The sequence below is a fragment of the Streptomyces sp. NPDC028368 genome (genome assembly GCF_055565615.1).
In genome coordinates this window covers 308271-328949 of record NZ_JBVHTY010000008.1, presented here as the reverse complement: position 1 = coordinate 328949, position 20679 = coordinate 308271, and the positions used below count along the sequence as shown (strand labels likewise).

General features: G+C 69.7%; 22 protein-coding genes. 16 read left to right on the top strand and 6 right to left on the bottom strand.

The window, feature by feature from the left end:
* The first annotated feature begins 5 nt into the window (after positions 1-5).
* From ACZ4S3_RS20960 to ACZ4S3_RS20935, 6 genes are all read left to right on the top strand, one after another.
* Positions 6-266: a gas vesicle protein GvpG gene (locus ACZ4S3_RS20960; RefSeq protein WP_467936272.1), complete on the top strand. Its 261-nt coding sequence runs from the start codon at positions 6-8 to the stop codon at positions 264-266.
* 36 nt (positions 267-302) lie between these two features.
* Positions 303-815, top strand: a complete 513-nt coding sequence (locus ACZ4S3_RS20955) for a gas vesicle protein (RefSeq protein ID WP_467936479.1) — start codon at positions 303-305, stop codon at positions 813-815.
* On the top strand, positions 812-1639 hold the full coding sequence (locus tag ACZ4S3_RS20950; RefSeq protein WP_467936270.1) for a GvpL/GvpF family gas vesicle protein: 828 nt from the start codon (positions 812-814) through the stop codon (positions 1637-1639). The genes ACZ4S3_RS20955 and ACZ4S3_RS20950 overlap by 4 nt, the downstream gene beginning before the upstream one ends.
* Complete coding sequence (locus tag ACZ4S3_RS20945) at positions 1636-1887, top strand: gas vesicle protein (RefSeq protein WP_467936268.1); 252 nt, start codon at positions 1636-1638, stop codon at positions 1885-1887. Before ACZ4S3_RS20950 ends, ACZ4S3_RS20945 begins: the two co-directional genes overlap by 4 nt.
* Positions 1877-2305, top strand: a complete 429-nt coding sequence (locus ACZ4S3_RS20940) for a gas vesicle protein K (protein ID WP_467936266.1) — start codon at positions 1877-1879, stop codon at positions 2303-2305. Before ACZ4S3_RS20945 ends, ACZ4S3_RS20940 begins: the two co-directional genes overlap by 11 nt.
* A 116-nt stretch (positions 2306-2421) precedes the next feature.
* Positions 2422-2595, top strand: a complete 174-nt coding sequence (locus tag ACZ4S3_RS20935; protein ID WP_467936264.1) for a CsbD family protein — start codon at positions 2422-2424, stop codon at positions 2593-2595.
* Positions 2596-2678: 83 nt separating this feature from the next.
* On the opposite strand, the gene ACZ4S3_RS20930 is transcribed toward ACZ4S3_RS20935, so the two are convergent.
* The gene (locus ACZ4S3_RS20930) at positions 2679-3161 is read right to left on the bottom strand and encodes a MarR family transcriptional regulator (protein ID WP_467936262.1); all 483 of its coding nucleotides are present in this window, start codon (positions 3159-3161) and stop codon (positions 2679-2681) included.
* A 64-nt stretch (positions 3162-3225) separates the two neighbouring features.
* On the opposite strand from ACZ4S3_RS20930, the gene ACZ4S3_RS20925 reads away from it, so the two are divergent.
* Entirely contained in the window at positions 3226-4101 is an 876-nt protein-coding gene (locus tag ACZ4S3_RS20925) for an alpha/beta fold hydrolase (protein WP_467936260.1), read from the top strand.
* 23 nt (positions 4102-4124) lie between these two features.
* Here the strand turns inward: ACZ4S3_RS20925 and ACZ4S3_RS20920 are convergent, their stop codons facing one another.
* Positions 4125-4280 (bottom strand): DUF6131 family protein, encoded by a 156-nt coding sequence (locus ACZ4S3_RS20920; protein ID WP_467936258.1) that lies wholly within the window; start codon positions 4278-4280, stop codon positions 4125-4127.
* A 360-nt stretch (positions 4281-4640) separates the two neighbouring features.
* On the opposite strand from ACZ4S3_RS20920, the gene ACZ4S3_RS20915 reads away from it, so the two are divergent.
* Both ACZ4S3_RS20915 and ACZ4S3_RS20910 read left to right on the top strand, forming a co-directional pair.
* Positions 4641-5456, top strand: a complete 816-nt coding sequence (locus tag ACZ4S3_RS20915; protein WP_467936256.1) for a hypothetical protein — start codon at positions 4641-4643, stop codon at positions 5454-5456.
* Between the two features lie 142 nt (positions 5457-5598).
* Positions 5599-6522 (top strand): LLM class F420-dependent oxidoreductase, encoded by a 924-nt coding sequence (locus ACZ4S3_RS20910; protein WP_467936254.1) that lies wholly within the window; start codon positions 5599-5601, stop codon positions 6520-6522.
* A 101-nt stretch (positions 6523-6623) separates the two neighbouring features.
* Here the strand turns inward: ACZ4S3_RS20910 and ACZ4S3_RS20905 are convergent, their stop codons facing one another.
* Positions 6624-8150 carry a GMC family oxidoreductase gene (locus ACZ4S3_RS20905; protein WP_467936252.1) on the bottom strand — a complete coding sequence of 509 codons (1527 nt, stop codon included), beginning with the start codon at positions 8148-8150 and terminating at the stop codon, positions 6624-6626.
* Between the two features lie 264 nt (positions 8151-8414).
* On the opposite strand from ACZ4S3_RS20905, the gene ACZ4S3_RS20900 reads away from it, so the two are divergent.
* Positions 8415-9356, top strand: a complete 942-nt coding sequence (locus ACZ4S3_RS20900; protein ID WP_467936250.1) for a trypsin-like serine peptidase — start codon at positions 8415-8417, stop codon at positions 9354-9356.
* Positions 9357-9751: 395 nt separating this feature from the next.
* Here ACZ4S3_RS20900 and ACZ4S3_RS20895 read toward each other — a convergent pair whose 3' ends face one another.
* Both ACZ4S3_RS20895 and ACZ4S3_RS20890 read right to left on the bottom strand, forming a co-directional pair.
* Positions 9752-10939 carry a bifunctional class I SAM-dependent methyltransferase/NUDIX hydrolase gene (locus ACZ4S3_RS20895; protein ID WP_467936248.1) on the bottom strand — a complete coding sequence of 396 codons (1188 nt, stop codon included), beginning with the start codon at positions 10937-10939 and terminating at the stop codon, positions 9752-9754.
* An 83-nt stretch (positions 10940-11022) separates the two neighbouring features.
* The gene (locus ACZ4S3_RS20890; protein WP_467936246.1) at positions 11023-11502 is read right to left on the bottom strand and encodes an NUDIX domain-containing protein; all 480 of its coding nucleotides are present in this window, start codon (positions 11500-11502) and stop codon (positions 11023-11025) included.
* Positions 11503-12347: 845 nt separating this feature from the next.
* Here ACZ4S3_RS20890 and ACZ4S3_RS20885 point away from each other — a divergent pair.
* The 5 genes from ACZ4S3_RS20885 (at position 12348) to ACZ4S3_RS20865 (ending at position 19367) form a co-directional block, all read left to right on the top strand.
* Positions 12348-13562 (top strand): EfeM/EfeO family lipoprotein, encoded by a 1215-nt coding sequence (locus tag ACZ4S3_RS20885; RefSeq protein WP_467936477.1) that lies wholly within the window; start codon positions 12348-12350, stop codon positions 13560-13562.
* 104 nt (positions 13563-13666) lie between these two features.
* Positions 13667-14920, top strand: a complete 1254-nt coding sequence (gene efeB / locus ACZ4S3_RS20880) for an iron uptake transporter deferrochelatase/peroxidase subunit (protein WP_467936244.1) — start codon at positions 13667-13669, stop codon at positions 14918-14920.
* Between the two features lie 190 nt (positions 14921-15110).
* Positions 15111-16955 carry a phospholipase C gene (locus ACZ4S3_RS20875; protein WP_467936242.1) on the top strand — a complete coding sequence of 615 codons (1845 nt, stop codon included), beginning with the start codon at positions 15111-15113 and terminating at the stop codon, positions 16953-16955.
* Positions 16956-17152: 197 nt separating this feature from the next.
* The gene (locus tag ACZ4S3_RS20870; protein WP_467936240.1) at positions 17153-17443 is read left to right on the top strand and encodes a hypothetical protein; all 291 of its coding nucleotides are present in this window, start codon (positions 17153-17155) and stop codon (positions 17441-17443) included.
* A gap of 109 nt (positions 17444-17552) precedes the next feature.
* A complete protein-coding gene (locus tag ACZ4S3_RS20865; RefSeq protein ID WP_467936238.1) occupies positions 17553-19367 on the top strand; it encodes a M28 family peptidase in 1815 nt (604 codons plus the stop codon).
* A gap of 77 nt (positions 19368-19444) precedes the next feature.
* On the opposite strand, the gene ACZ4S3_RS20860 is transcribed toward ACZ4S3_RS20865, so the two are convergent.
* Positions 19445-19768, bottom strand: a complete 324-nt coding sequence (locus ACZ4S3_RS20860) for a hypothetical protein (RefSeq protein ID WP_467936236.1) — start codon at positions 19766-19768, stop codon at positions 19445-19447.
* Positions 19769-20238: 470 nt separating this feature from the next.
* On the opposite strand from ACZ4S3_RS20860, the gene ACZ4S3_RS20855 reads away from it, so the two are divergent.
* A complete protein-coding gene (locus tag ACZ4S3_RS20855; protein WP_467936234.1) occupies positions 20239-20658 on the top strand; it encodes an ATP-binding protein in 420 nt (139 codons plus the stop codon).
* Positions 20659-20679: the final 21 nt, after the last annotated feature.

Genomic DNA, 20679 nt, shown 5'->3' with positions numbered 1-20679 from the left:
CCCTCATGGGCCTGCTCACCCAGATCACCACCTTTCCTCTGGCGCCGGTGCGCGGCGTGGCCTGGGTCGTGGAGCGCGTTCTCCAGGCCGCGGAGGATCAGTACTACGACCCCGAGCCCGTCGAGCGGGAGCTGGCCGAGCTCGAGCGGGCGCTCCTGGCGGGGGAGATCGATGAGGAGACGTTCGACCGGCGCGAGGACGAGCTCCTGGACCGGCTGGACGAGATACGGGCCCACCTGCGGGGAACCGAGACACCAGGAAGTTGAGGTGGAAAGGCCGTGAACGAACCCGTCGCCAGGAGGATGGGCGACTTCCCGTCCCGGGCCGGCACGCCATACGGCCAGGGCTCATCGGCCAATCTCGCCGACATTCTGGAGCGCGTCCTGGACAAAGGCATCGTCATCGCCGGCGATATCCAGATCAACCTTCTGGACATCGAGCTGCTCACCATCAAACTGCGTCTGCTGATCGCGTCGGTGGACAAGGCGAAGGAAATGGGCATCGACTGGTGGGAGCACGATCCTGCCCTTTCCTCCCGCGCCCGCGGCGACGGCGACCGTTCGCTCGCCGAGGAGAACAAGCGGCTGCGGGCCGAGATCGCGGCGCTGCGCGAAGGCGGTGAAGGCGAACTGCCACCGGCCGAGGACGAGGACGAGGTGGAGGACGAGGACGAGGTCGAGGTCGAGGACAGCCGTCCGGCGGCCCGCCCCCGGCGCACCGCCCGCACCGCAGGTGCCGCGCGTACCACCGCCCGTACCGGACGCGGCGAACGGACCGAGCGCAGCCCCCGCGGCAGGAAGCGGGATGAGCAATGACCGAGTCCCTCACCTATGTGTACGGCGCGGCGCGCGACGCCGATGCACTGCTGGCGGAGGCGGTGTCCGGACTGCGCGGGGTGGCGGATGCTCCGGTGCGTCTGGTGCGCGCGGGACACGGCGGCGAGGTGGTGGCCGCCGTGAGCCAGGTGCCGTCGCAGGACTTCGAGGAGGACGCGCTGAGAGCGCACCTGGAGGACCTGGACTGGCTGGAGTCGGTGGCCCGCGCCCATCACGGGGTGATCGAGGCGCTGGCCGCCCGCACCACCGTCCTGCCGCTCCGGCTGGCCACGGTCTATCTCGACGACGAGCGGGTGCGGCTGATGCTCGAGGCCGGCCGGGAGGCGTTCGCCGAGCGCCTGGCCGTACTGGCCGAGCACGAGGAGTGGGGCGTCAAGATCTACGTCGAGGCGCCGGAGGCGGCGGAAGGCCGGCCGGAGCCCGCCGCGGCCCCGGAACCGGACGCGGACCTGAGCCCCGGGCGGGCCTATCTCAGCCGGCGCCGAGCACAGCGGCATGCGCGCGACGACGCATACCGGGACGCCGAACAGGCCGCCGAACGCGCCGAGGCCGCCGCCCGCGGCCATGCGGTCGACCGGGTCCGGCACCGACCGCAGCAGGGCGAACTCGCCCGCGGGCCCGGCGAAAATGTCATCAACGATGCCTACCTCGTACCACTGCGGCACGCCGACAGCTTCCGCGCCGACGTCTTGCGGGCCGCTGAAGGGCTCTCAGGGGTACGCGTGGAAGTCACCGGCCCCTGGGCCCCGTACTCCTTCGCCGCCCCCTCCGAAGCCGAGCCGTCGCCGCGAGCCGCGCCATGAGCGCCGCGGACGGGTCACCGGCGACGCAGCGGCCGCTGCCGGACCGGCAGGTAGCGCTGATCGACCTGCTGGACCGCTTGCTCAGCGGAGGCGTGGTCCTCACCGGTGACGTCGTCCTCTCCATCGCCGACATCGACCTCGTACGCATCTCGCTGCGCGCACTCATCGCCTCCATCAGCGAACAGACCCCTTCGCCGTGGCTCGGCCAGGCCATCACGCCGCCGAGTAGGACCGGCGATGACCGCTGACGGCCGCCGCCCGGCCAACCGTTTCCATGACGTCGCCGACGCGGCCACCCGCGCCGTACGGCGATTGCCCGCGGAATCCCATGGCACCGCGCCCCTGAACGTCACGGAAACGCGGATGACCGACCCGGAAACGCGGAGCGCGGCACAACGCATCAACACCGACCCCGACACCGTGGAAAGGGACCTCGTCAAACTCGTCCTCACCCTCGTCGAGCTCCTGCGTCAGCTCATGGAACGCCAGGCCCTGCACCGGGTCGACGCCGGAAATCTCAGCGAGGAACAGGAGGAACGCCTGGGATCCACGCTCATGATCCTCCACAACCGCATGATCGAACTCTGCGCCCAATACGACCTTTCCCTGGCAGACCTCAACGTGGATCTCGGCCCGCTGGGGACCTTGCTGCCGCCGTCCGACTGAGCGAATTCCCCGGAAGTGAGACAATTCAACGGAGGAATGCGTGACCCGGGAACTACGCCTGGGAAACCGATCGAGAATCCCACCGGACTCGACCGACACCTCTGAAGGAGCGTGACATGGGCATCGGAAAGAAAGCCAAGAACATCGGCCAGATCTTCGAGGGCAAGACCAAGGAATCGACGGGAAAGGCCGTCGGCAACGAAAGCCTGGAGGCGAAGGGCAAGACCGAAAAGATCATGGGCAAGGTGAAGCACGCCGCGGAACGGGCCAAGGACGCTCTCAAGCACTGACGCCCATGAACGCCTATGACCGGGGCGGCGCCCGGGTGCGCCCCCTCGAGAGTGCGCCGCCCCTCGGGCACTGCCACCGGTCGTCACCCCCGGGCGTCCTGTGAAGTCCCGCGAGGAGCCCGCTGGGCGGCGACGACCTCCCGCACCCTCTCCAGGAACCGCTGGACCGTTTCCCTCTCCGAGTCCGTAAAGGTCCGCATCGCCGCGACGATCTCCGTCATCAGCGGACCGAAAAACAACTGCCCGAGGCCGACCGCCCGTTCGTCGACCTCGAGCAGTACCCGGCGCCGGTCGCGGGTGTCCCGTACCCGCCGCACGTGGCCGAGCCCCTCGAGACGGTCGACAAGCGCCGTTGTGCCGGCGGAATTCAGGCCGAGCTGCGCCGCGAGCCGGCCCGGTGTCGCGGGGGTGTCCGACCGCGCCGCGTCCAGCAGGCAGATCAGGGCGCGCAGATCGGTGGGATGCAGCCCGTTGCGCTGCGCGAACTCCGCCCCGAGCAAATCGAGTTCGACGGTGACCGCCCGCAGCTGATGTACCACCCGCAGTCCGGGCTCTCCTTCATCCATGCCGGCATATTATCTCGCTCAACAAGATACTTGCTCGGCAAGGCACTCTTCCTGGGGGATCCCGGTGACCGAAGACCTGACGCGCTTCCTCGCGGCCTACGACGCCGTCCTCGACCGCTGGCCGGTGCCCGTCGACCGGGTGGACCTCACCTCGGCGTACGGCACGACCAGGGTCACCGTGTGGGGCCCCGAGGACGGGCAACCGCTGGTGCTGCTGCACGGCGGCGGCGCCACCTCGACGACGTGGTTCGCCAACGCGGCCGAGCTGGGCCGCACGCGACGGGTCCATGCCGTCGACCGGATCGGCGAGGCGGGCCGCAGCCTGCGCGGCGCGCGACCGATCGGGTCCGTCGATGACCTTCTCGACTGGCTGGACGGCGTACTCGACGGCCTGGGCCTGGAGCGCGCCGATCTGTGCGGGCATTCGTACGGCGGCTGGATCGCCCTCACCTACGCGCTGCGCGCACCGAAGCGAGTCCGCAAGCTCGTTCTCCTCGACCCGACCCGGTGCTTCGCCGGATACCGAACCGGCTATCTGCTACGCGCCCTTCCGCTGCTGATCCGGCCCACGGCCGGCCGCGCCCGTCGTTTCCTGGCCTGGGAGACCCGTGGTGCCGAAGTCGACCCCGTGTGGCGGGAGCTGTACGGTCTCGCCGCCGAGTTCCCGCACACGAAGGTCATCGTGGGGAAACGCCCGCGGCTCCGGCAGCTGCGGGCATCAACCGTACCGACGCTGGTGGCCCTCGCCGGGGACAGCCGAGCGCATGCGGCCCGGCGCGTAGCGGCGGCGGCCCGCCGGTGCCTGCCGCGCGTCGAGACTGCCGTAATTCCTGGCCTCTCCCACCACGGCATTCCTTTTGTTCGCGCCGCCGCAGTCAACCGCATGATCCTGGATTTCCTGGATTTCCTGGATTTCCTGGAGTTCGTGGAGAAGCCGTGAGGCGACGACGGGAGGCCTCCTGGCTACCAGTAATGCTTTCGCCCGAAGAGCGCGTGCCCCATCGAGCCGAGCACCCAGAAGATTGCCCCGAGGACGGCGAGCACGATTCCGATGGTCCACAAGATGGCTATGCCCGTCAGGAAACCGATCACAAGAAGAATGATCCCGAGAACTATCACCGTGCGCTCCGATCTCGCAAGAATGTTCCCTCTTTTCACTGTGGTCCTTGGCTGCCGCAAGGGCAAGTGGTGCCGGATGTACCACCGGCTTCGGCGGGCCGTTGTCCGAAAGTACGTGGTCCGGATGCGGTTTGACCGTTCTCCTCATACAGGCCCGGCGGGCCCGGGATCCGCTCGGCTAGGGTCGTTCGCATGAGTGAGGACATCGCCGCACTGGTACGTCAGCTGACAGTCGTCGACCGGGACGCCCGCAGGGAGGCGACGGACAGGCTGGCCGCTCTCGGCGCCCCCGCCGTGCAGCATCTTCTGCCGCTGCTCCGGGACGCGGAAGGACCGGGCCGCTCGGCGGCGGAGTCCTGCATGGAACGCCTCGGTGCGGCGGCGATCGCGCCTCTGGCAACCGTACGCAGCGAGGGCCCCGGCGGCCTGCGGGCCGCCGCGCTGCGCATGCTCGCCGGTCTCGGCGGGGGCGATGCCCTGGGCCCCGCGGACCGGTCGGCCATCGAACGGCTTGTGCGGGTCAAGCTCCTGGACGAGCAGCCCGGCGACCTTCCGGCTGAGTTCTGGATTGCGGTTCCCCGGGCGGAAGTGACGGACATCGTCAGGGCCTTGGAGCTGCACGATGCGCGCCCCGTGACGACGGCCATGGGACTTTCCGCCGCCGTCCACCACGAGAATTCGCTGACCCATGGTGCCGATGACGGCACCGAATCCACGGCCTACCGCGTGTTCATCACATCCGAATTCGACGGCTGGCGGCTCATCTACGGTGCCGACTATCTCAATGAGAACTGGGCGGAAGCCGTAGAAAAACTCAGCACGCACTGCGGGGAAGCCCACTTCTATGCCGTGGACGACTACAACGGTGCGCGGGTGTGGTGGGTCTCGGAGAACGGTCAGGACAAGCGCGGTTACCGCACGTACGGCGATCCCGAGTGGATCGGAGAACCGCTGGAGTTCGAGCGGGATCTGATGCAGGACGAGGACGACGAACTGTATGACCCGGAAGAAGCCGAAGAATACGCCGAGGGTGTCCGCGACCCGGAGGAGGCCGCGTCCTGGATTTCCATCCAGCCGACAACGGTCGAGGTACTCGAGACAGTGGGCCACGGCTGGCTGGCGGTGACCGACCCGGACGTTGGCCACGGTCGGTTCAGGGGCGCACTCGCTATCTGAGAAGCGGATCAGGCGCGCTTGCGTAGCGCGACGGCTGGTGTCGGTGTCGATGTCCGTATCGGCGGGCGCGGACACACAGCCGACATGAAGGAGGCACACAAGAGCCGGAATGCAGGACCAACTGCCGCTGTTGTGAACCGACATGACTGTGGGAGTAGCGCTCCATGCGACCGACGCCGACAACCAGATCGACGCCACCGTACGGCTCGCCGGGGAGGCCGCGGCCGCGGGGCTGCGGTCCGCCTGGTTCGGGCAGACCTTCGGCGCCGACTCGCCGCAACTCGCCGCGATCGTCGGGCGTGAGGTACCGGGCATAGACGTCGGCACCTCCGCCATCCCCGTCTTCGGACGCCATCCGCTGCTCGTCTCCAGCCAGGCCCAGACCGCGCAGGCGGCCACGCACGGCCGCTACCACCTCGGGCTCGCGCTCGGCACCAAGCTCCTGACCGAGGCAGGCTTTGGCATCCCCTTCGAACGGCCCATCGCCCGCCTGCGTGAATTCCTCACCGCTCTGCGTCAGCTGACCGAGACCGGCGCCGCCGACTTCCACGGCGAGCTGCTCACCGCGACCACTCCGATCCCCGCACGCGTGCCGGGCGCCGAGGCCGGCGTGCCGCTGCTCGTCGCCGCAATGGGCCCGCAGGCGCTGCGTGCCAGCGGCGAGCTGGCGGACGGGATCCTGCCCTATCTCGCCGGGCCCCGCGCCCTGGCCGAGCACATCGTTCCGGCCGTCACCGCGGCGGCGGAGGCCGCCGGCCGCCCTGCGCCCCGGATCGTGGCGCTCGTGCCCGGAGTGGTCACCGACGACGTCGATTCGGTGCGCGAGAAGGCCACCGACCAGCTCGCGTTCTACGAGCAGATTCCGTCTTACGCGCGGGTCATCGAGCTCTCCGGCGGCAAACGGGCCGCCGATGTGGCCGTGATCGGCGACGAGCGGACGGTCGCCGACGAGGTGCGCCGCTACCAAGACGCCGGGGCCACGGAGGTGGTGTTCTCGGGAACGGAGATCGCCGGGGATGCCGACCGGCGCCGCACCTGGGCACTTCTGGGGGAGCTGGCGGGCTGATCACACCGGGCGCGGAGCGGGCGTGTGTGTGCGCGGCGCCCGCCCCGCGGGTGGGCCGATGGGCCTGTCGCGGGGCGGGCCGGTGCGCAGCCGGACAGGTCCTAAGCCGTCCGCCGGATGAGGTCGGCCGCCTTCTCCGCGATCACCATCGTCGCCGGGTTCGTGTTGACGGAGACGATGCTGGGCATGACCGAGGCGTCCACCACCCGCAGGCCCGCCAGCCCGTGCACGGTCAGGTCCGGAGCGACCACCGAGTCGCCGCCCGTCCCCATTGCACAGCTGCCGACAGGGTGGAAGTACGTCCCGGTGGCGGCCGCCAGATACCGGCGCAGCCCCGCCTCATCGGTGACGTCGTCCCCGGGCAGCACCTCACGCGAACGCCACCGCGTGAAAGGGCCCGCCGCCGCGATATCCCGCGCCACCTGGATGCCGTGGAGCATGCGCCGTACGTCCGACTCCTCCCCGAGGTAATTCGGGTCGATCAGCGGCGGCGTGTCGGGGTCGGCGTCGGCGAGGCGCACCGAGCCCCGGCTCTGCGGCACGGTCGCCACGCCGAAGGTGAAGCTGTCCGCCGGTGCCTGCATCGTCGGCGGGTGGTAGGGCAGATGAATGAACATCAGCTGCATGTCGGGTCCCGGCAGGGACGCGTCGCTGCGCCAGAGCAACGAGGTCTCCGCGAGATTGGTGAGCCCCGGGGGAATCGGCCGGCTCGCCTCGTAGACGACCGGGCAGAGCGGGTGATCGTGCAGATTGCGCCCGACACCCGGCAGGTCATGGCGGACCTCGACACCGGCCTGCCGCAGTTCGTCGGCGGGGCCGATGCCCGACAGCAGGAGCAGCCGCGGGGAATCGATGGCACCGGAGCTGACGATCACCTCGGCGACGGCCCGTACGGTGATCGTGTCGTGGCCGCGCTGGACCTCCACACCGGTGCACCGGTCGCCCTCGAAGAGCAGGCGGCGTGCGCGGGAGCCGGTCAAGACGGTCAGGTTGGGGCGTTGGGCGCGGACCGGGTGCAGATAGGCGCTCGCGGTGCTCTGCCGCGTGCCGTCGGCGATGCTCATATCGTGCCAACCGACGCCCTCCTGGTCAGCGCCGTTGAAGTCGTCGGTCCTCGGGTGACCCGCCGCCACCGCGGCGTCGACGAAGACCTGCGACAGCGGATTGGCGTCCTGAGCCCGCGCCTGCGCCGGCCGCATCGGGCCGCTGTCGCCGCGGAACTTGGGGTTCTTACCGGCTGTGGTCTCCATCTGCCGGAAGTAGGGGAGGAGCGCGTCGAAGCCCCACCCGGCGCCTCCGGATGCCGCCCAGCGGTCGTAATCGTTGCGGTGTCCGCGCAGGAACACCATCGCGTTGATCGCGCTGCACCCGCCCAGCGTTCTGCCCCGCGGATACGGAATCGCCAGCCCGCCGGTCCCGGCCTGCGGCACCGTGGTGTAGGCGTGGTCGACCTCGGTGCCGAAGAGCGCGGGCCATGCCGGTGGTGCCGCGAGCTCGGGCTTGGTGTCCGGCGGTCCCGCCTCGAGCAGCAGCACCGTCCGGTCCGCGTCCTCGGACAGCCGCGCGGCAAGCACGCACCCGGCCGACCCGGCACCCACAACGATGTAGTCGAATTCCTCCGACGGCATGGCGTCCTTCCGCTTCGCTTTCTTTCCTTCTGACGGCCGTCACACGGCTGGAGTCGATTCTGACGGCACGTCGTACGGCCGGCAGGCGAAACCACGAATACGGATCAAGCCCGGGCCGGGTATGCGCGAGCCCGGGGTCCCCGTCAGGTCGTGGACTCATCCGGCGCGGCCCTCTCGCCATGGGCCTCCCGCCGTACGACCATGTCCACGCGCCTCACAGAAGTGCCGTTCCTTCCGTACGCCGTGCCGGGAAAGGATCCGCCCATGAGCAGACCGCTTGCCGTACGCGCCCATGCCGTCCAGCTGTTCGCCGCCCTGCTTCTCGCGCTGCCGCTCACCGCCCTGCCCGGACCGCTTGCGCACGCCGCCGGCACCCCGGGAGGCTCGGCGGCATCGGACGACACGTACTGGACCCCGCAGCGCATGCGGACCGCCGAACCGGCCTCGGTCAGGGGGAGTTCACCGGCGTCGCACCCGGCGGCGGATCCCGCTCCGCCGAGCCATCCCTTCGAGGGCCTCCCGCAGGTGGGGACGTTCTTCTGGACGGACGGCACCAACACCGGCCGGTTCTGCGGCGGAACGGTCGTCCGCAGCCCGCACCGCGACCTCGTGGTCTCCGCCGCACACTGCCTCCGTTCCCCTGACCCGAAGCGTCATCTGGCGTTCGTGCCGCAGTATCACGACGGTCTCAAGCCGTACGGGATCTTCCCCGTGGACCGCATCTACCTCGACCAGCGGTACTACGACCTCGGCACGGACGCGGGTGCCCGCTGGGACTACGCGGTCGTACGCCTCGGGGCACGCGAGGACGGGGCCGATGTGCAGGAGGTCACCGGCGGCTTCGACCTCGTTCCCTACTCGGGCTATGACCACAGTGAGGTGCGGCTCATCGGTTACCCGGGCAACAGCGACACCACCCACCCCAAGCCACTCGACTGCACCTCTTCCACACACCGGTACACCAGCACCGATCCCGCCGCCCCCGGGGACTTTCTCGAGATCGCCTGCGCCGGATATATCGGCGGGACCTCCGGAGGGCCCTTCCTCGTAAGGGACTTCACCGGATACGCCCTCATCGGCGTCATCGGCGGCTACCACACAGGCGGCGACTTCCCCGACGTCTCCTACAGCTCGTACTTCACTCTCGACACACTGGCCCTCTACCTGCATGCGGTCCGCGGAGATACCCCCGCCGCGCCGCGCTGAGGCGTCGTCGCGTCGGTAGGGAACACGCAATCCGGGGCGACCGGGGCACTGTGACGGGTCACGGCGATGGGGGCGGTCCGTACGCGTTCCTCGTGAGGACCAGGAGTGCGGTGCGTGGTCAGTGTGCGGGGTTGACGCCGTCGATCTCGACCGGAAGGTGGCGGGGGCCGCGCAGACTGGGGCTCGCGCGGTAGGGCGGTGGGTTGGCGACGAGTCGGGGGTTTTTGCTTCGATCATGGCCGTGTCGGCGTCCGTGGTCAGCCGGGGCGTGATGGAGCACGTAAGTCTCCCGGGTGGGGATGGGGTGGATGGGGATTGGGCTTGAGGGAGTGGCTTGATGCCGGGCCGCGCCGCCCCGGGTGTGGGGCGGGCGGCTCGCACTGCGGGTCGGGCCGCTACCGGACAGTGGTGACAGTGAGGTGGTGGGCGGCCGGTGAAGCGATATCCAGGTCGGGGCGCCAGGCGTGGAGGATCTGCGCGGACGGCGTGAACAGCGGGCTCGGGAGGTCGTTGGGGGAGCGCCAATCCCAGTGGCTGACAAGGTCGGGCTCCGCCGCATGGGGCGTGCCCGCGTATGCGGTGACCTGGGCGGCCATCGTGATGCGGGCGAGCCCGTGAATGTCGTCGTGGAGCATGGCGAAGACGCGGACGTCGTGCCGCTCGGCGTACAGGCCGGTTTCCTCGCGCAGCTCCCGTGCCGCGGCTGCCTGGATGCTCTCCGGCGGGTCGATCTTGCCGCCCGGAAGCTCCCAGGTCCCGCTGCGGTGCCGGCCGAGCAGGATGCGGCCTTGCGGGTCGCAGACGATGACCCCGACTCCGAACGCGGCCCGAGGCTGGGGCGGCCGGCTGCGGGAAGGCGTCGTACCGGTGGGCTGAGGGGAGGCCTGCCGGCGGCGGGCGGTGATCAGCGTGCACTGAACGGGGTCACCGGTGTGAGGGGAGCCGAGTACGCGCAGCTCGTCGATGGCGAAGCCGGCCTCGGTGAGGAGGTCTTCCCAGAGCATGGGCGTCAGGACCCACATCCGCACGGCGAGTTCGCGTCCGCCGGACAGCCTGAGTGTTTCCCGGCGTGGGGCGACGCTGCTCGTCGGGCCGGTGCCGTCGGAGTTGGTGTGCAGGACGGAGAACACGAGACGGCCGTTGTCCGGCAGTCGCCCCGCGATGGCCGGCAGCACGGCGTGCGGGTCGATGTAGGCGAGGCCGTGTACGGAGTAGACGACGTCGTACCTGCGCTCCTCCGCCAGATGATCAACGATGTCGCGGTGCACGAACTGGACGCCGGGAAGATGGCCGTAGCGGTAGACGGCTCGGAGGTGTTGCGTACGGGAGGCGTCCACCGCGACTACTTCGGCGCCGTGATCACGGGCGAGGTGTGCGGCGCTGCGGCCGGTGCCGCTGCCGATGTCGAGCAGCCTCCTGCCTTCCAGTTCGTCGAGTACTTCCGTACCGGGCCCGTGGCCCCAGAACCCCCAGTCGATGTTCCGCTGGTCGAGGAGTGCGGTGTTCCGGTCGAGATGGTGCTGCCCGTAGGCCTGCCATGCGGCGAGGTTTGCCGTCCTGGCGGCGTCGGCCGATCTGTCCATCGATGTGTCCGTCGATCTGTCCGTCGACGCCACCGGCACGGCTGACTCCCGGCGGGTCCGGCGTGCGGCGTGGTGACCTGCGTTCACGCTCGGCCACCTCCCGCTGCGGCTGCGGAGGGCCAGTTCACGGCGGTGTAGAGCGAGCCGCGGACGAACATGTCCAGGACCGCGGCGGTGTAGGGATGGACGCCGCTGGGCGGTCGGCCGGGGTCCACCCACACCAGCGCGGAGTGCTTGTCCGGCTCTTCGTTACGGGGCTCGCCGCTCCAGGTCTGCGCGGCGAACACCGCCCCGAGACGGCCGCCGGCTTGCGGGCTGAAGTAATGGGCCAGCCCGCAGAACTCCTGGTGTTCCGGCGCCACGTGAACCCCCACCTCTTCCAGCGCCTCACGCCGGGCCGCGGCATCAATCGGCTCGCCCCGCTCCAAGTGCCCGCCCACCACCACCAGCTGTCCGGCCGCGTGCCGCCCCGGCGCGGGGCGCAGCGTCAGGGCGCGCCCGTCGTCGCGGATCAGCAACTGCAGCGCGTCGCCGATGCTCTGGTAGCGCTCGCTCGCGATCATGCGAACGTACCCCTGATCCCCGTGATCCCCGTGACCCCCGTGATCCCCCTGATCCGCCGGTCCCGCGTGCGCCGACGCGGCAGGCATCCCCTCGGACGTGCTCATGCCCACCACCTCGATGCCAGGCGCGATGAGGAGGGAACGCGCACGCATGCGGCGTCAACAAGGCGCACGGGAAGGAGCGGGGTGACGGCAGGGTGCTCGAACGCAGCATGAACGGTGGTGGCGGCAGGGGCGGGATTCATGGTTCCTCCTGGAGAACGCAGAGGCGGACAGGCGATCGGAAAACGCGCCTGATCATGAACCCGTAACGGGCACCCAAGGGCGAATTCTCGGTTCCATGTTCGAAATCGGGATGAATCCCCAGCTTTGCGGGTGCGGCTGGCGCAACGCTGCGTTCGATTCACTCGACAGTGGGCTGCCACTCGGTCGAGGGATTGCGTCAGCGGGCGGGACCGCACCTCGATACGTTGGCCGCGGCGTGGCCCGACGGGCCCGGCCCGTCGCCTCCCGGCGTCACGGTTCACGGACGCACGGGTTTCGGAATGACCCGAAAAGCCCGCTCGATCCCCTCGATCCCCTCGATCCGATCGACGGCCCGATGAACCAGCGGGGAACTCTTGGCATCTCTTCGAACGAAGACACGCCTGGATGCATTGCGCTGCCTAGCATGGGCACAGTTGCCATCGGGTACGGAAGGCGCTGCGCCGGGGCCCGTGGCTCCTTTCCCGTATTGCACGCGACGCCTGTGATCGCGTGCCGAACGACTCCCTGGGAGGCCCGGAGTGCCGCGATCCGGCCTCAAGAAGCTGCGTCCCCCGCTGCGTCCCCCACTGCGTTCCCCACTGCGTTCCCCACTGCGTTCCCCACTGCGTTCCCCGCGTGCCTGGGGCATAGGGAGTGTCCTCCTCGCCGGCGGTCTGCTGGTGGTGCCGGCCCTGACCGGCCTCTCGGACGGTGACGCGCCGCGTGGCCCGGCCGCGGTGGACGGGCTGCGGCATACCACCGTCGAGATATCACCGAGCGGCTGCGGCCGGGGATGGCGGCATCCCCGCCCCGGGACGCAGGTCTTCGATCTGCACAACACGTCCGATGCCGCGGCCGAGGTGTATCTCAAGTCGCCACGCAGCGGGGCCGTTTACGGCGAGGTGGAGGGGATCGGTCCCGGCACCACGCGGCAGCTGCGGGTCCGGCTGGGCACGGGGGCGTACGCGTTCATGTGTCTGCCGGACGATGCCGACGCGGTCACCGGGCCCACGGTCCGTATCGGCGGGCGCGGTCGCAGCGGGCCGGCGGCGGCTCCGGTCACCGAGCATGACCTGATTCCGCCGGCGCTGGACTACCAGAGGTGGGTCGCGGGCGGCCTGGACGACCTCGTCGGCCGGACCGGAAGGCTGCGGGATGCCCTGGCGAGCGGGAACCTGGCGCGAGCCAGGGATGCCTGGCTGGCCGCGCACCTCGCGTACGAACGGCTGGGCGCGGCATACGGGACCTTCGGCGACGCCGACCAGAAGATCAACGGCACCGGTGCCGGCCTGCCTGGCGGCGACCGGGATCCGGCGTTCACCGGTTTCCACCGCCTCGAGTACGGGCTGTGGCACGGGCAGTCCGCAGACACCCTCCGCGCCCCGGCCACCGCGCTCGCCCACGCCGTGGAGAGACTGCGGGACGACTGGGCGCAGGCGCGCATGGAACCGGCGGACCTCGGTCTGCGGGCGCACGAGATCCTGGAGAACACGATCCAGTTCGAGCTGACCGGGCGGACCGACTACGGCAGTGGCAGCAACCTCGCCACCGCGCGCGCCAACCTCGACGGAACCCGGGCCGTCCTCAGCCGACTGCGCCCCCTGCTGGTCACTCGCTACCCCGACCTGCCGGCGTTGGAAGGGGAGTTGGGCCGGGCGCAGCACCTGCTCGACGGCTTCCGGCGGGGCGGGCGGTGGACGTCGCCGGCCCACTTGGACCGTACGCAGCGGGAGCGGACCGATGCACTGCTCGGCGACCTGGTGGAACGGCTGGCGTCGGTGGCGACCCTGTGCGATGCGCGGAGAACGGTGTGAGTGGCGTGAGCGGTGGGATCGGTCTGAGCGGTGAGAGTGGCGAGGACCGTGAGCGCCGTGCGAGTGCTGCGCATGGTGCCAGTGGTGCGCGTGGCACGGAGGGGATGAACGGTGTCGGCAGGCGGAGGTTTCTGCGCGGGGCGGCGCTGGCCGGGGCCGGTCTCGCGGCCGGCGGCGCCTCGGCCGCCCAGGGCTCGCAGCCGGTGGGCGGGACGGTCCCGGCGCCCGGTCCTGGTCTGGCACCGCAGGCCCCGCCGCCGGTTCCCTTCCACGGCCCGCACCAGGCGTCGGTGCTGGCCGCACCCCGCCGCGTCACGGCGTACACCGCTTTCGACGTCACCGCAGAGAACCGCCGGGAGCTGGCCGACCTGCTGCGTACCCTCACCGAACGGGCACGCTTCCTGACCGGCGGCGGTACGCCGTCCTCCGTCGGCATCACCGGCCCGCCCACCGACTCGGGCATCCTCGGGCCACAGGTGCCCGCCGGCGCCCTGTCGGTGACGCTCGGCCTGGGCGCGGCGCTCTTCGGTGACGACCGGTTCGGGCTGCACGGCCGCGCACCGCGCCGCCTGACCACCATGCCCGCCTTTCCCGACGACGATCTGCAAGCCGACTGGTGCCACGGCGATCTGAGCCTGCAGCTCTGCGCGGACGATACGGACGTCGTGCTGCATGCCCTGCGTGACATCGCCCGGCACACCCGGGGCGGGATGCAGGTGCGCTGGCGGCTGGACGGCTTCGCCAGCCCGCCCCGCCCGTCCGGCACGCCCCGTAACCTCATGGGATTCAAGGACGGCACGGCCAATCCCGACGCGGGCAGCGCCCGGCTGATGGACCGGCTGGTGTGGGTGGGACGGGGCGCGGGCGAGCCGGACTGGGCGGTCGGCGGCAGCTACCAGGTCGTACGGCTGATCCGCATGCTCGTGGAGTTCTGGGACCGGGTGTCGCTGACCGAGCAGGAGCGCATGTTCGGCCGCGCGCGGGAGACCGGCGCGCCCCTCGACGGTGACCACGAACACGACGCACCCCACTACCCCGCGGACCCCAAGGGCGATGTGATTCCCCTGGACAGCCACATCCGGCTGGCCAATCCCCGGACCCCGGCCACTGCCGAACAGCGGCTCCTGCGCCGTGGCTACAACTACGACAAGGGTCTGGACAGCAACGGCAACCTCGACATGGGCCTGCTCTTCTGCTGCTACCAGCAGGACCCGGCCCGGCAGTTCGAGACCGTGCAGCGAAGGCTGGCCGGCGAGCCGCTCACGGACTACATCAAGCCCTTCGGCGGAGGCTACTTCTTCGCGCTGCCGGGTGTACGCGACGCGGCGGACTGGTACGGCCGAGCGCTGCTCTCCTAGCTCGACCAGGCGACGGACAAGAGCGGACAAGGGTGGTCCCGAAAGGTCAATACCCGGTCAAGGTTTGACCTGACTTACCTGACCCGGTGTTCACTCTGGCGTCATCATGGCTCTGCCGGGCCGCCGTTCACCCGGCGGAGCATCCCGCCCGTACAGCACAACCGCGTCCTTGTCCGGAGGGTGAACCAGCATGGCCAGTAGGGGAAGACGAGCAGCGATACGGAGCCTGGGGGCCCTCACGGGTGCTGCGGCCCTCGCGGTCCTGGGCGGGGGAGCGCCTTCTTGGGCCGCCGGGCCGCAACACCCTGATGCCTCCCGTACGACCACTCCCATCAAGCACGTGGTCGTCCTCTTCGACGAGAACATCTCGTTCGACCACTACTTCGCGACCTACCCGAAGGCCGCCAACACCGACGGCACCAAGTTCACCGCCTCGCCGCGCACGCCCCGGGACATCGACAACCTGCGCACCGCCGGGCTGCTGAAGCACAACCCCAACCAGTACGCCCCCAAGCGGCTCGCGCCGTCGCAGGCCATGACCTGCGACCAGAACCACGACTACGGGCCCGAGCAGTACGCGTACAACGGCGGCAAGGCCGACCAGTTCGTCCAGAACACCGACTCCGGCAAGTGCTCCGGCGGCCTGTTCGGCGAGCCCGGACTGGTGATGGACTACTACGACGGCAATACCGTCACCGGGCTGTGGAACTACGCCCAGCACTACTCCCTGAACGACCGCTCCTTCGGCTCGGTCTACGGCCCGTCCACACCGGGAGCCCTCAACCTGATCTCCGGGCAGACGCACGGTGTCATCTCCATGGACCCGGCCTCCGGCACCGAGAACCCGAAGCAGACCGCCACGCCCGACCCGCACGCCGTGCAGTCGCCCGACGCGAAGGGTGTCGGCACCATCGTCAACGACCCGGACCCGGCGTACGACGACTGTTCCAACAAGGACCACACCGGCAAGAACGCGCTCGCCGCGATGCAGGGCCGCAACGTCGGCGATGTGCTCAACTCCCGTAAAGTCAGCTGGGGTTGGTTCCAGGGCGGCTTCCGTCCCAGCACGCCGTGGGACGGCCGATCGGACCATTACGCCAAGTGCGGCGGAACCACCCACACCAACGTCGGGGGAGCGGCGGCCGTCGACTACAGCCCGCACCACTCGCCGTTCGAGTACTACAAGTCGACGGCCAACCCCCACCACCTGGCGCCGAAGAGCGTCGACGAGATCGGCCACGCCGGACCGGCCAACCACAACTACGACCTGACCGACTTCGACGCCGTACTCAAGGCGGGCAAGCTGCCGGCCGTCAGCTTCCTCAAGGCCCCCGAGTACCAGGACGGGCACGCCGGCTACTCCGACCCGCTCGACGAACAGCACTTCCTCGTCCAGCAGATCAACCGCATCCAGCAGTCGCCGCAGTGGAAGGACACCGCCGTCGTCGTCGCCTATGACGACTCCGACGGCTGGTACGACCACACCTTCGTCAAGCCGCGCAATGGCTCCAAGGACACCTCGACCGGCTCCAACGGCAAGGCCACCGACAGCCCTGCCTGCCAGGCGGGCCCCGCGGCCGCCGGCGGCTACGCGGACCGCTGCGGCCCCGGCACCCGGCAGCCGCTGCTGGTGATCTCCCCGTACAGCAAGGTCAACAAGATCGACCACACCCGCACCGAGCAGACCTCGATCATCAAGTTCATCGAGAACAACTGGCACACCGGCCGGATCGGCGACGCGGCCTTCGACACCCGGGCCGGCTCGCTGCAGGGCATGTTCGACTTCCGGCACCCCAACAAGCGGCAGGTCCTGCTCAACGCGGACGGCTCGGTCAAGTCCGTCGGCCCGATCCGGCATGTCGAGCCGGTCACGACGACGATCGACCCGGGCCCCGCGATGCAGAACGTGGCCTCGGCCAGTGACCCCTCCGGCTTCCCCGTCCTCCCGGCCGGCATCGGCGCGGCCGTGGTGGCGGGCGGCATCACCGGCACCTTCCTGATACTGCGCCGCCGCAAGGAGCACGGCACCGTCTGAACCTGAGCACGACGCGGGCAGGGGGCTGCCCGGCGCATCATTCGCCAAGTGCGGTGATGTGCCGGGCAGTTCGCGTCACCACACTGGCCGTTGCGGGGGTGGTCGGTGCTACCGGGTTCGCGGTGCCCGCGTCCGCAGCGACAACAGACGGCGCGAGGGCCGCGTACAACGGGGCCTGCGGGGCTGGGTACCACGTCGTGGACTTCAGCGACATCGGCACGCTGGGCACGGTGTACCTGACATGGAACGCAACAACCGGCGAGAACTGCGTGGTGACCGTCCGCACCGAGCCGGCCGCCGCGGTCTATCTGCACGCGAAGGTATTCCAGACCCACAACACGCAGGTCAGCGCCTCGGATTCGGGTGCCTACACGACCTTTGCCGGCCCGGTGTACATCCCCGCGCGCTTCGAGTGCGTCACCTGGCGGGGCCACACCGGCATCTGCTGCTTTACGACAAATACCGCGCCATGCGGGGATATCTGTTGACGTCATGGGTGCGAGGGTGTGAAAGTACGGCCGCCTGGGTCATGGTCATGGACATGTCGTCCTCGTGCCGGTTCCCGACCGGCCGCGCGCTTACCCCCCTCAAGGAGTCATGGTGTTACGAAGACTTGTGGTGGCCGGCGTATCCCTCGTCGCCACCCTCGGAGCGGCTGCGCTGACCGCAGCACCCATAGCCGCGGCCTCGCCGCAGGCGAATCCGTCTCCCGCTCCGCTCGTACGCGCGATATCGGCGGCCGACAAGTCCTTGGGCCGTGATCCCGGGATACCGGCCCAAGGCCCCGGCGTCGCCGGCGCCCCGGACGTCGACGTGGCCAAGGTCCAGGCCCACCTGACCGAGCTCAGCGCTATCGCGAGCCGTAACGGCGGCACCCGAAAGTCCAGCGGACAGGGCTACCGGGAGTCCGTCGCGTACGTCAAGAACAAGCTTCAGGCGGCCGGATACACCGTCACCGAGCAGCCCTGCACCTCCGTCTGCGCCACCGGGGCCGGGCCCAACCTGATCGCCGAATGGCCCCAGGGCGACGCCACCAAGGTCTATATGTTCGGCTCCCACCTCGACAGCGTCGGCGCCGGGCCGGGCATCAACGACAACGGCTCCGGCTCGGCCGCCCTGTTGGAGACGGCGCTCACCCTCGCGGAACGCAATCCCGCCATGGCGGCGCGGGTTCGGTTCGGCTGGTGGACGGACGAGGAGCAGGGCCTCAACGGGTCCGACTTCTACGTCAACTCCCTCTCGTCCGACGGACGGTCAAGGATCAAGGCGTACTACAACTTCGACATGATCGCCTCGGTCAACGGCGGTTACTTCATCAACCACCTCAACTCCGCCGCCGCCCAGCCGATGAAGGCCTACTGGGATTCCCTCAACCTCCAGCCGGAGGAGAACACCGAAGGCGCCGGCCGCTCCGATGACTACTCCTTCGAACAGGCGGGCATCCCGACCTCCGGCTACGCGATGGGTGCCAGTGCCAGAAAGACCTCCGCGCAGGCTGCGAAGTGGGGCGGCACCGCGAACCGCGCCTACGACTCCTGCTACCACCAGTCCTGTGACACCACCGGCAACATCAACGGCGTCGGACTGGACCGCAGCGTCGACGGCATCGCCGCCACCCTGTGGCAGCTCGCCGTCGCCGACTCCACCCCGGCGAACGACTTCTCCCTGAGCGCCGGCCCCGCCACCGGCAGCGTCGAGCCGGGCACGTCGGCCACCAGCACCGTCTCCACGGCCACCACCAGCGGGTCCGCCCAGACGGTGAAGCTGACGGCGTCGGGCGCACCGCCGGGCGTGACCGTCTCCTTCAGCCCCGGCTCGGTGACCTCCGGCAGCAACTCCACCATGACGGTCGCCACGGCATCGAACGTGGCCCCGGGCACATACCCGCTCACCGTCACCGGCACCGGATCCGTCACCCACACCACGACCTACACCCTGACGGTCAAGGGTGCCGGCGGCTGCACCGCCCAACAGCTCCTGGCCAATGGGGGATTCGAGAACGGCACCGCGCCCTGGACGGGCGACACCGGAGTCATCGGCACCCACACGGGCCAGTCGGCGCACAGCGGCAGCCGGTTCGCCTGGCTGGGCGGTTACGGCTCTGCCGCCGCCGACTCGCTCAGCCAGTCGGTGACCGTGCCCGCCGGTTGCGCCAAGGCCACGTTGACGTACTGGCTGCACATCGACACCGATGAGACCGAGAGCGTCGCCTACGACACCTTCAAGGTCAAGGTGGGCGGCACCGGTCTGGCCACCCTGTCCAACACGGACGCCGCGAGTGGCTACACCCGGCACACCCTCGACCTGACCCCCTACATCGGACAGCGCATCACCGTGACGTTCACCGCCACCGAGGACTCCGGCCTCCAGACCAGTTTCGTCGTCGACGACGCAACGCTGCAGACCGGCTGACACCGCAGGGCAAGGCAGAAGGGCAAGCGTGCGGCGGAGGGGCGAGCGCATCAGCGCTTCGCCCCTCCGGTCATGGTTCAAAGGCTCTCATCCGTCAGGTAACACAGGGCGACATGGCGGCCTTCGTCGTTCGCCGGAGCCCAGCCGCCGGTATCCCCGCCGGGCGCGGCCAGGGTGAAACCGCTGCCGAAGAGGTGCTCGCGGAGCGAGTCAGCGGGAAAGCCGGGGCCATCGGGAGTGTCTTCGACGGGCCACAGCGTCACGAGTACGGCTTCGGTGTCGCCGGCGTCGGGTTCGCTGTCGAGGCCGGCGATTTCGAGGTGCCAGCGGCCGTCGCGTACGAAGGCTTCCGCGCGGTAGACGGCCCGCGTCGTCCCGGCATTCTGATGGGTCTCGGTCATACGAAGTGCGCTCCTGTCATGGGGCGAGCAATGGCGAGTGACGAGCACGCTGTGAAGAGTCTGCGTGATCCGGAGCCGCTGCGGGAGGTATGTGTGCGGGGGAGGCACGCGGGTAGGCGCGGTGCCGAGGCAGGCGCCGGGTGGGGAATCCGCGGCGTCCGCCCTATCCGTATTACGGCCTATCGGCATTATTCGGCTGACAGTGGTAATTCGGGCATTTTCCTCGGCTGCCGGGACAGTCGCAGAATATGGCCCGAGGCGCTGGTCCCCGGCCGGCCTCCGCGGCGTCTCGGGCCACCGGACGTCCAGGAGCCGGCAGCGCGGCCGACGCGGTCGGCAGGTGAAGAAACTCCGAGGGGTTCTCCATGGCGCCGGCAGGCCAGTGCTTTCATTATCCGGGCGAGCCTGCTGTGGGTGCGATCACGATGAAGGAATGGCGACCGGTGCAGTAACTCGCGCAGGGCGGGTAGGTGAAGAGTGACAACAAGATCGATCCCGGTACGGAGGAGGTGCACACGGTGACACAGGCGGCAGAGCTACCGGCCACGGCAGCCCAGGCGCGCGATCGTGTGCATGGTCTCCTGCATGCCCGTCTCGGCGTTCTCGACGACGTGACGCTGACCGACGCCCTTCTGATCACCTCGGAATTGGTCACCAACGCCCACCGCCACGCAGGTGGTGTGACCGCCTTCGCCGCGCGTATCACCGGCAACCGACTCGAGATCCTCGTCGAGGACGCAAGCTCACAGCACCCCACCACGGCTTCCCGTCACAGCCCAGGAGACATCGGCGGCTATGGCTGGCCGATGGTGCGCCAACTCGCGACGTCCGTCGACGTCACCTCCACCCCCGCCGGCAAGATCATCAGCGTTGTGCTTCTCCTGCGATGACCCGGTGTGATCACGCCCTCC

Excerpts from the sequence above, each read along its gene's own strand:
- ACZ4S3_RS20935 (WP_467936264.1), top strand. The coding sequence starts at position 2,422 with ATGGGCATCGGAAAGAAAGCCAAGAACATCGGCCAGATCTTCGAGGGC.
- ACZ4S3_RS20895 (WP_467936248.1), bottom strand. The coding sequence starts at position 10,939 with ATGGACAGATCGGCCGACGCCGCCAGGACGGCAAACCTCGCCGCATGG.
- ACZ4S3_RS20915 (WP_467936256.1), top strand. The coding sequence starts at position 4,641 with ATGGAACGCCTCGGTGCGGCGGCGATCGCGCCTCTGGCAACCGTACGC.
- ACZ4S3_RS20860 (WP_467936236.1), bottom strand. The coding sequence starts at position 19,768 with ATGACCGAGACCCATCAGAATGCCGGGACGACGCGGGCCGTCTACCGC.
- ACZ4S3_RS20960 (WP_467936272.1), top strand. The coding sequence starts at position 6 with ATGGGCCTGCTCACCCAGATCACCACCTTTCCTCTGGCGCCGGTGCGC.
- efeB (WP_467936244.1), top strand. The coding sequence starts at position 13,667 with ATGAACGGTGTCGGCAGGCGGAGGTTTCTGCGCGGGGCGGCGCTGGCC.
- ACZ4S3_RS20930 (WP_467936262.1), bottom strand. The coding sequence starts at position 3,161 with ATGGATGAAGGAGAGCCCGGACTGCGGGTGGTACATCAGCTGCGGGCG.
- ACZ4S3_RS20865 (WP_467936238.1), top strand. The coding sequence starts at position 17,553 with ATGGTGTTACGAAGACTTGTGGTGGCCGGCGTATCCCTCGTCGCCACC.
- ACZ4S3_RS20900 (WP_467936250.1), top strand. The coding sequence starts at position 8,415 with ATGAGCAGACCGCTTGCCGTACGCGCCCATGCCGTCCAGCTGTTCGCC.
- ACZ4S3_RS20940 (WP_467936266.1), top strand. The coding sequence starts at position 1,877 with ATGACCGCTGACGGCCGCCGCCCGGCCAACCGTTTCCATGACGTCGCC.
- ACZ4S3_RS20875 (WP_467936242.1), top strand. The coding sequence starts at position 15,111 with ATGGCCAGTAGGGGAAGACGAGCAGCGATACGGAGCCTGGGGGCCCTC.
- ACZ4S3_RS20890 (WP_467936246.1), bottom strand. The coding sequence starts at position 11,502 with ATGATCGCGAGCGAGCGCTACCAGAGCATCGGCGACGCGCTGCAGTTG.
- ACZ4S3_RS20910 (WP_467936254.1), top strand. The coding sequence starts at position 5,599 with ATGACTGTGGGAGTAGCGCTCCATGCGACCGACGCCGACAACCAGATC.
- ACZ4S3_RS20955 (WP_467936479.1), top strand. The coding sequence starts at position 303 with ATGGGCGACTTCCCGTCCCGGGCCGGCACGCCATACGGCCAGGGCTCA.
- ACZ4S3_RS20905 (WP_467936252.1), bottom strand. The coding sequence starts at position 8,150 with ATGCCGTCGGAGGAATTCGACTACATCGTTGTGGGTGCCGGGTCGGCC.
- ACZ4S3_RS20945 (WP_467936268.1), top strand. The coding sequence starts at position 1,636 with ATGAGCGCCGCGGACGGGTCACCGGCGACGCAGCGGCCGCTGCCGGAC.
- ACZ4S3_RS20950 (WP_467936270.1), top strand. The coding sequence starts at position 812 with ATGACCGAGTCCCTCACCTATGTGTACGGCGCGGCGCGCGACGCCGAT.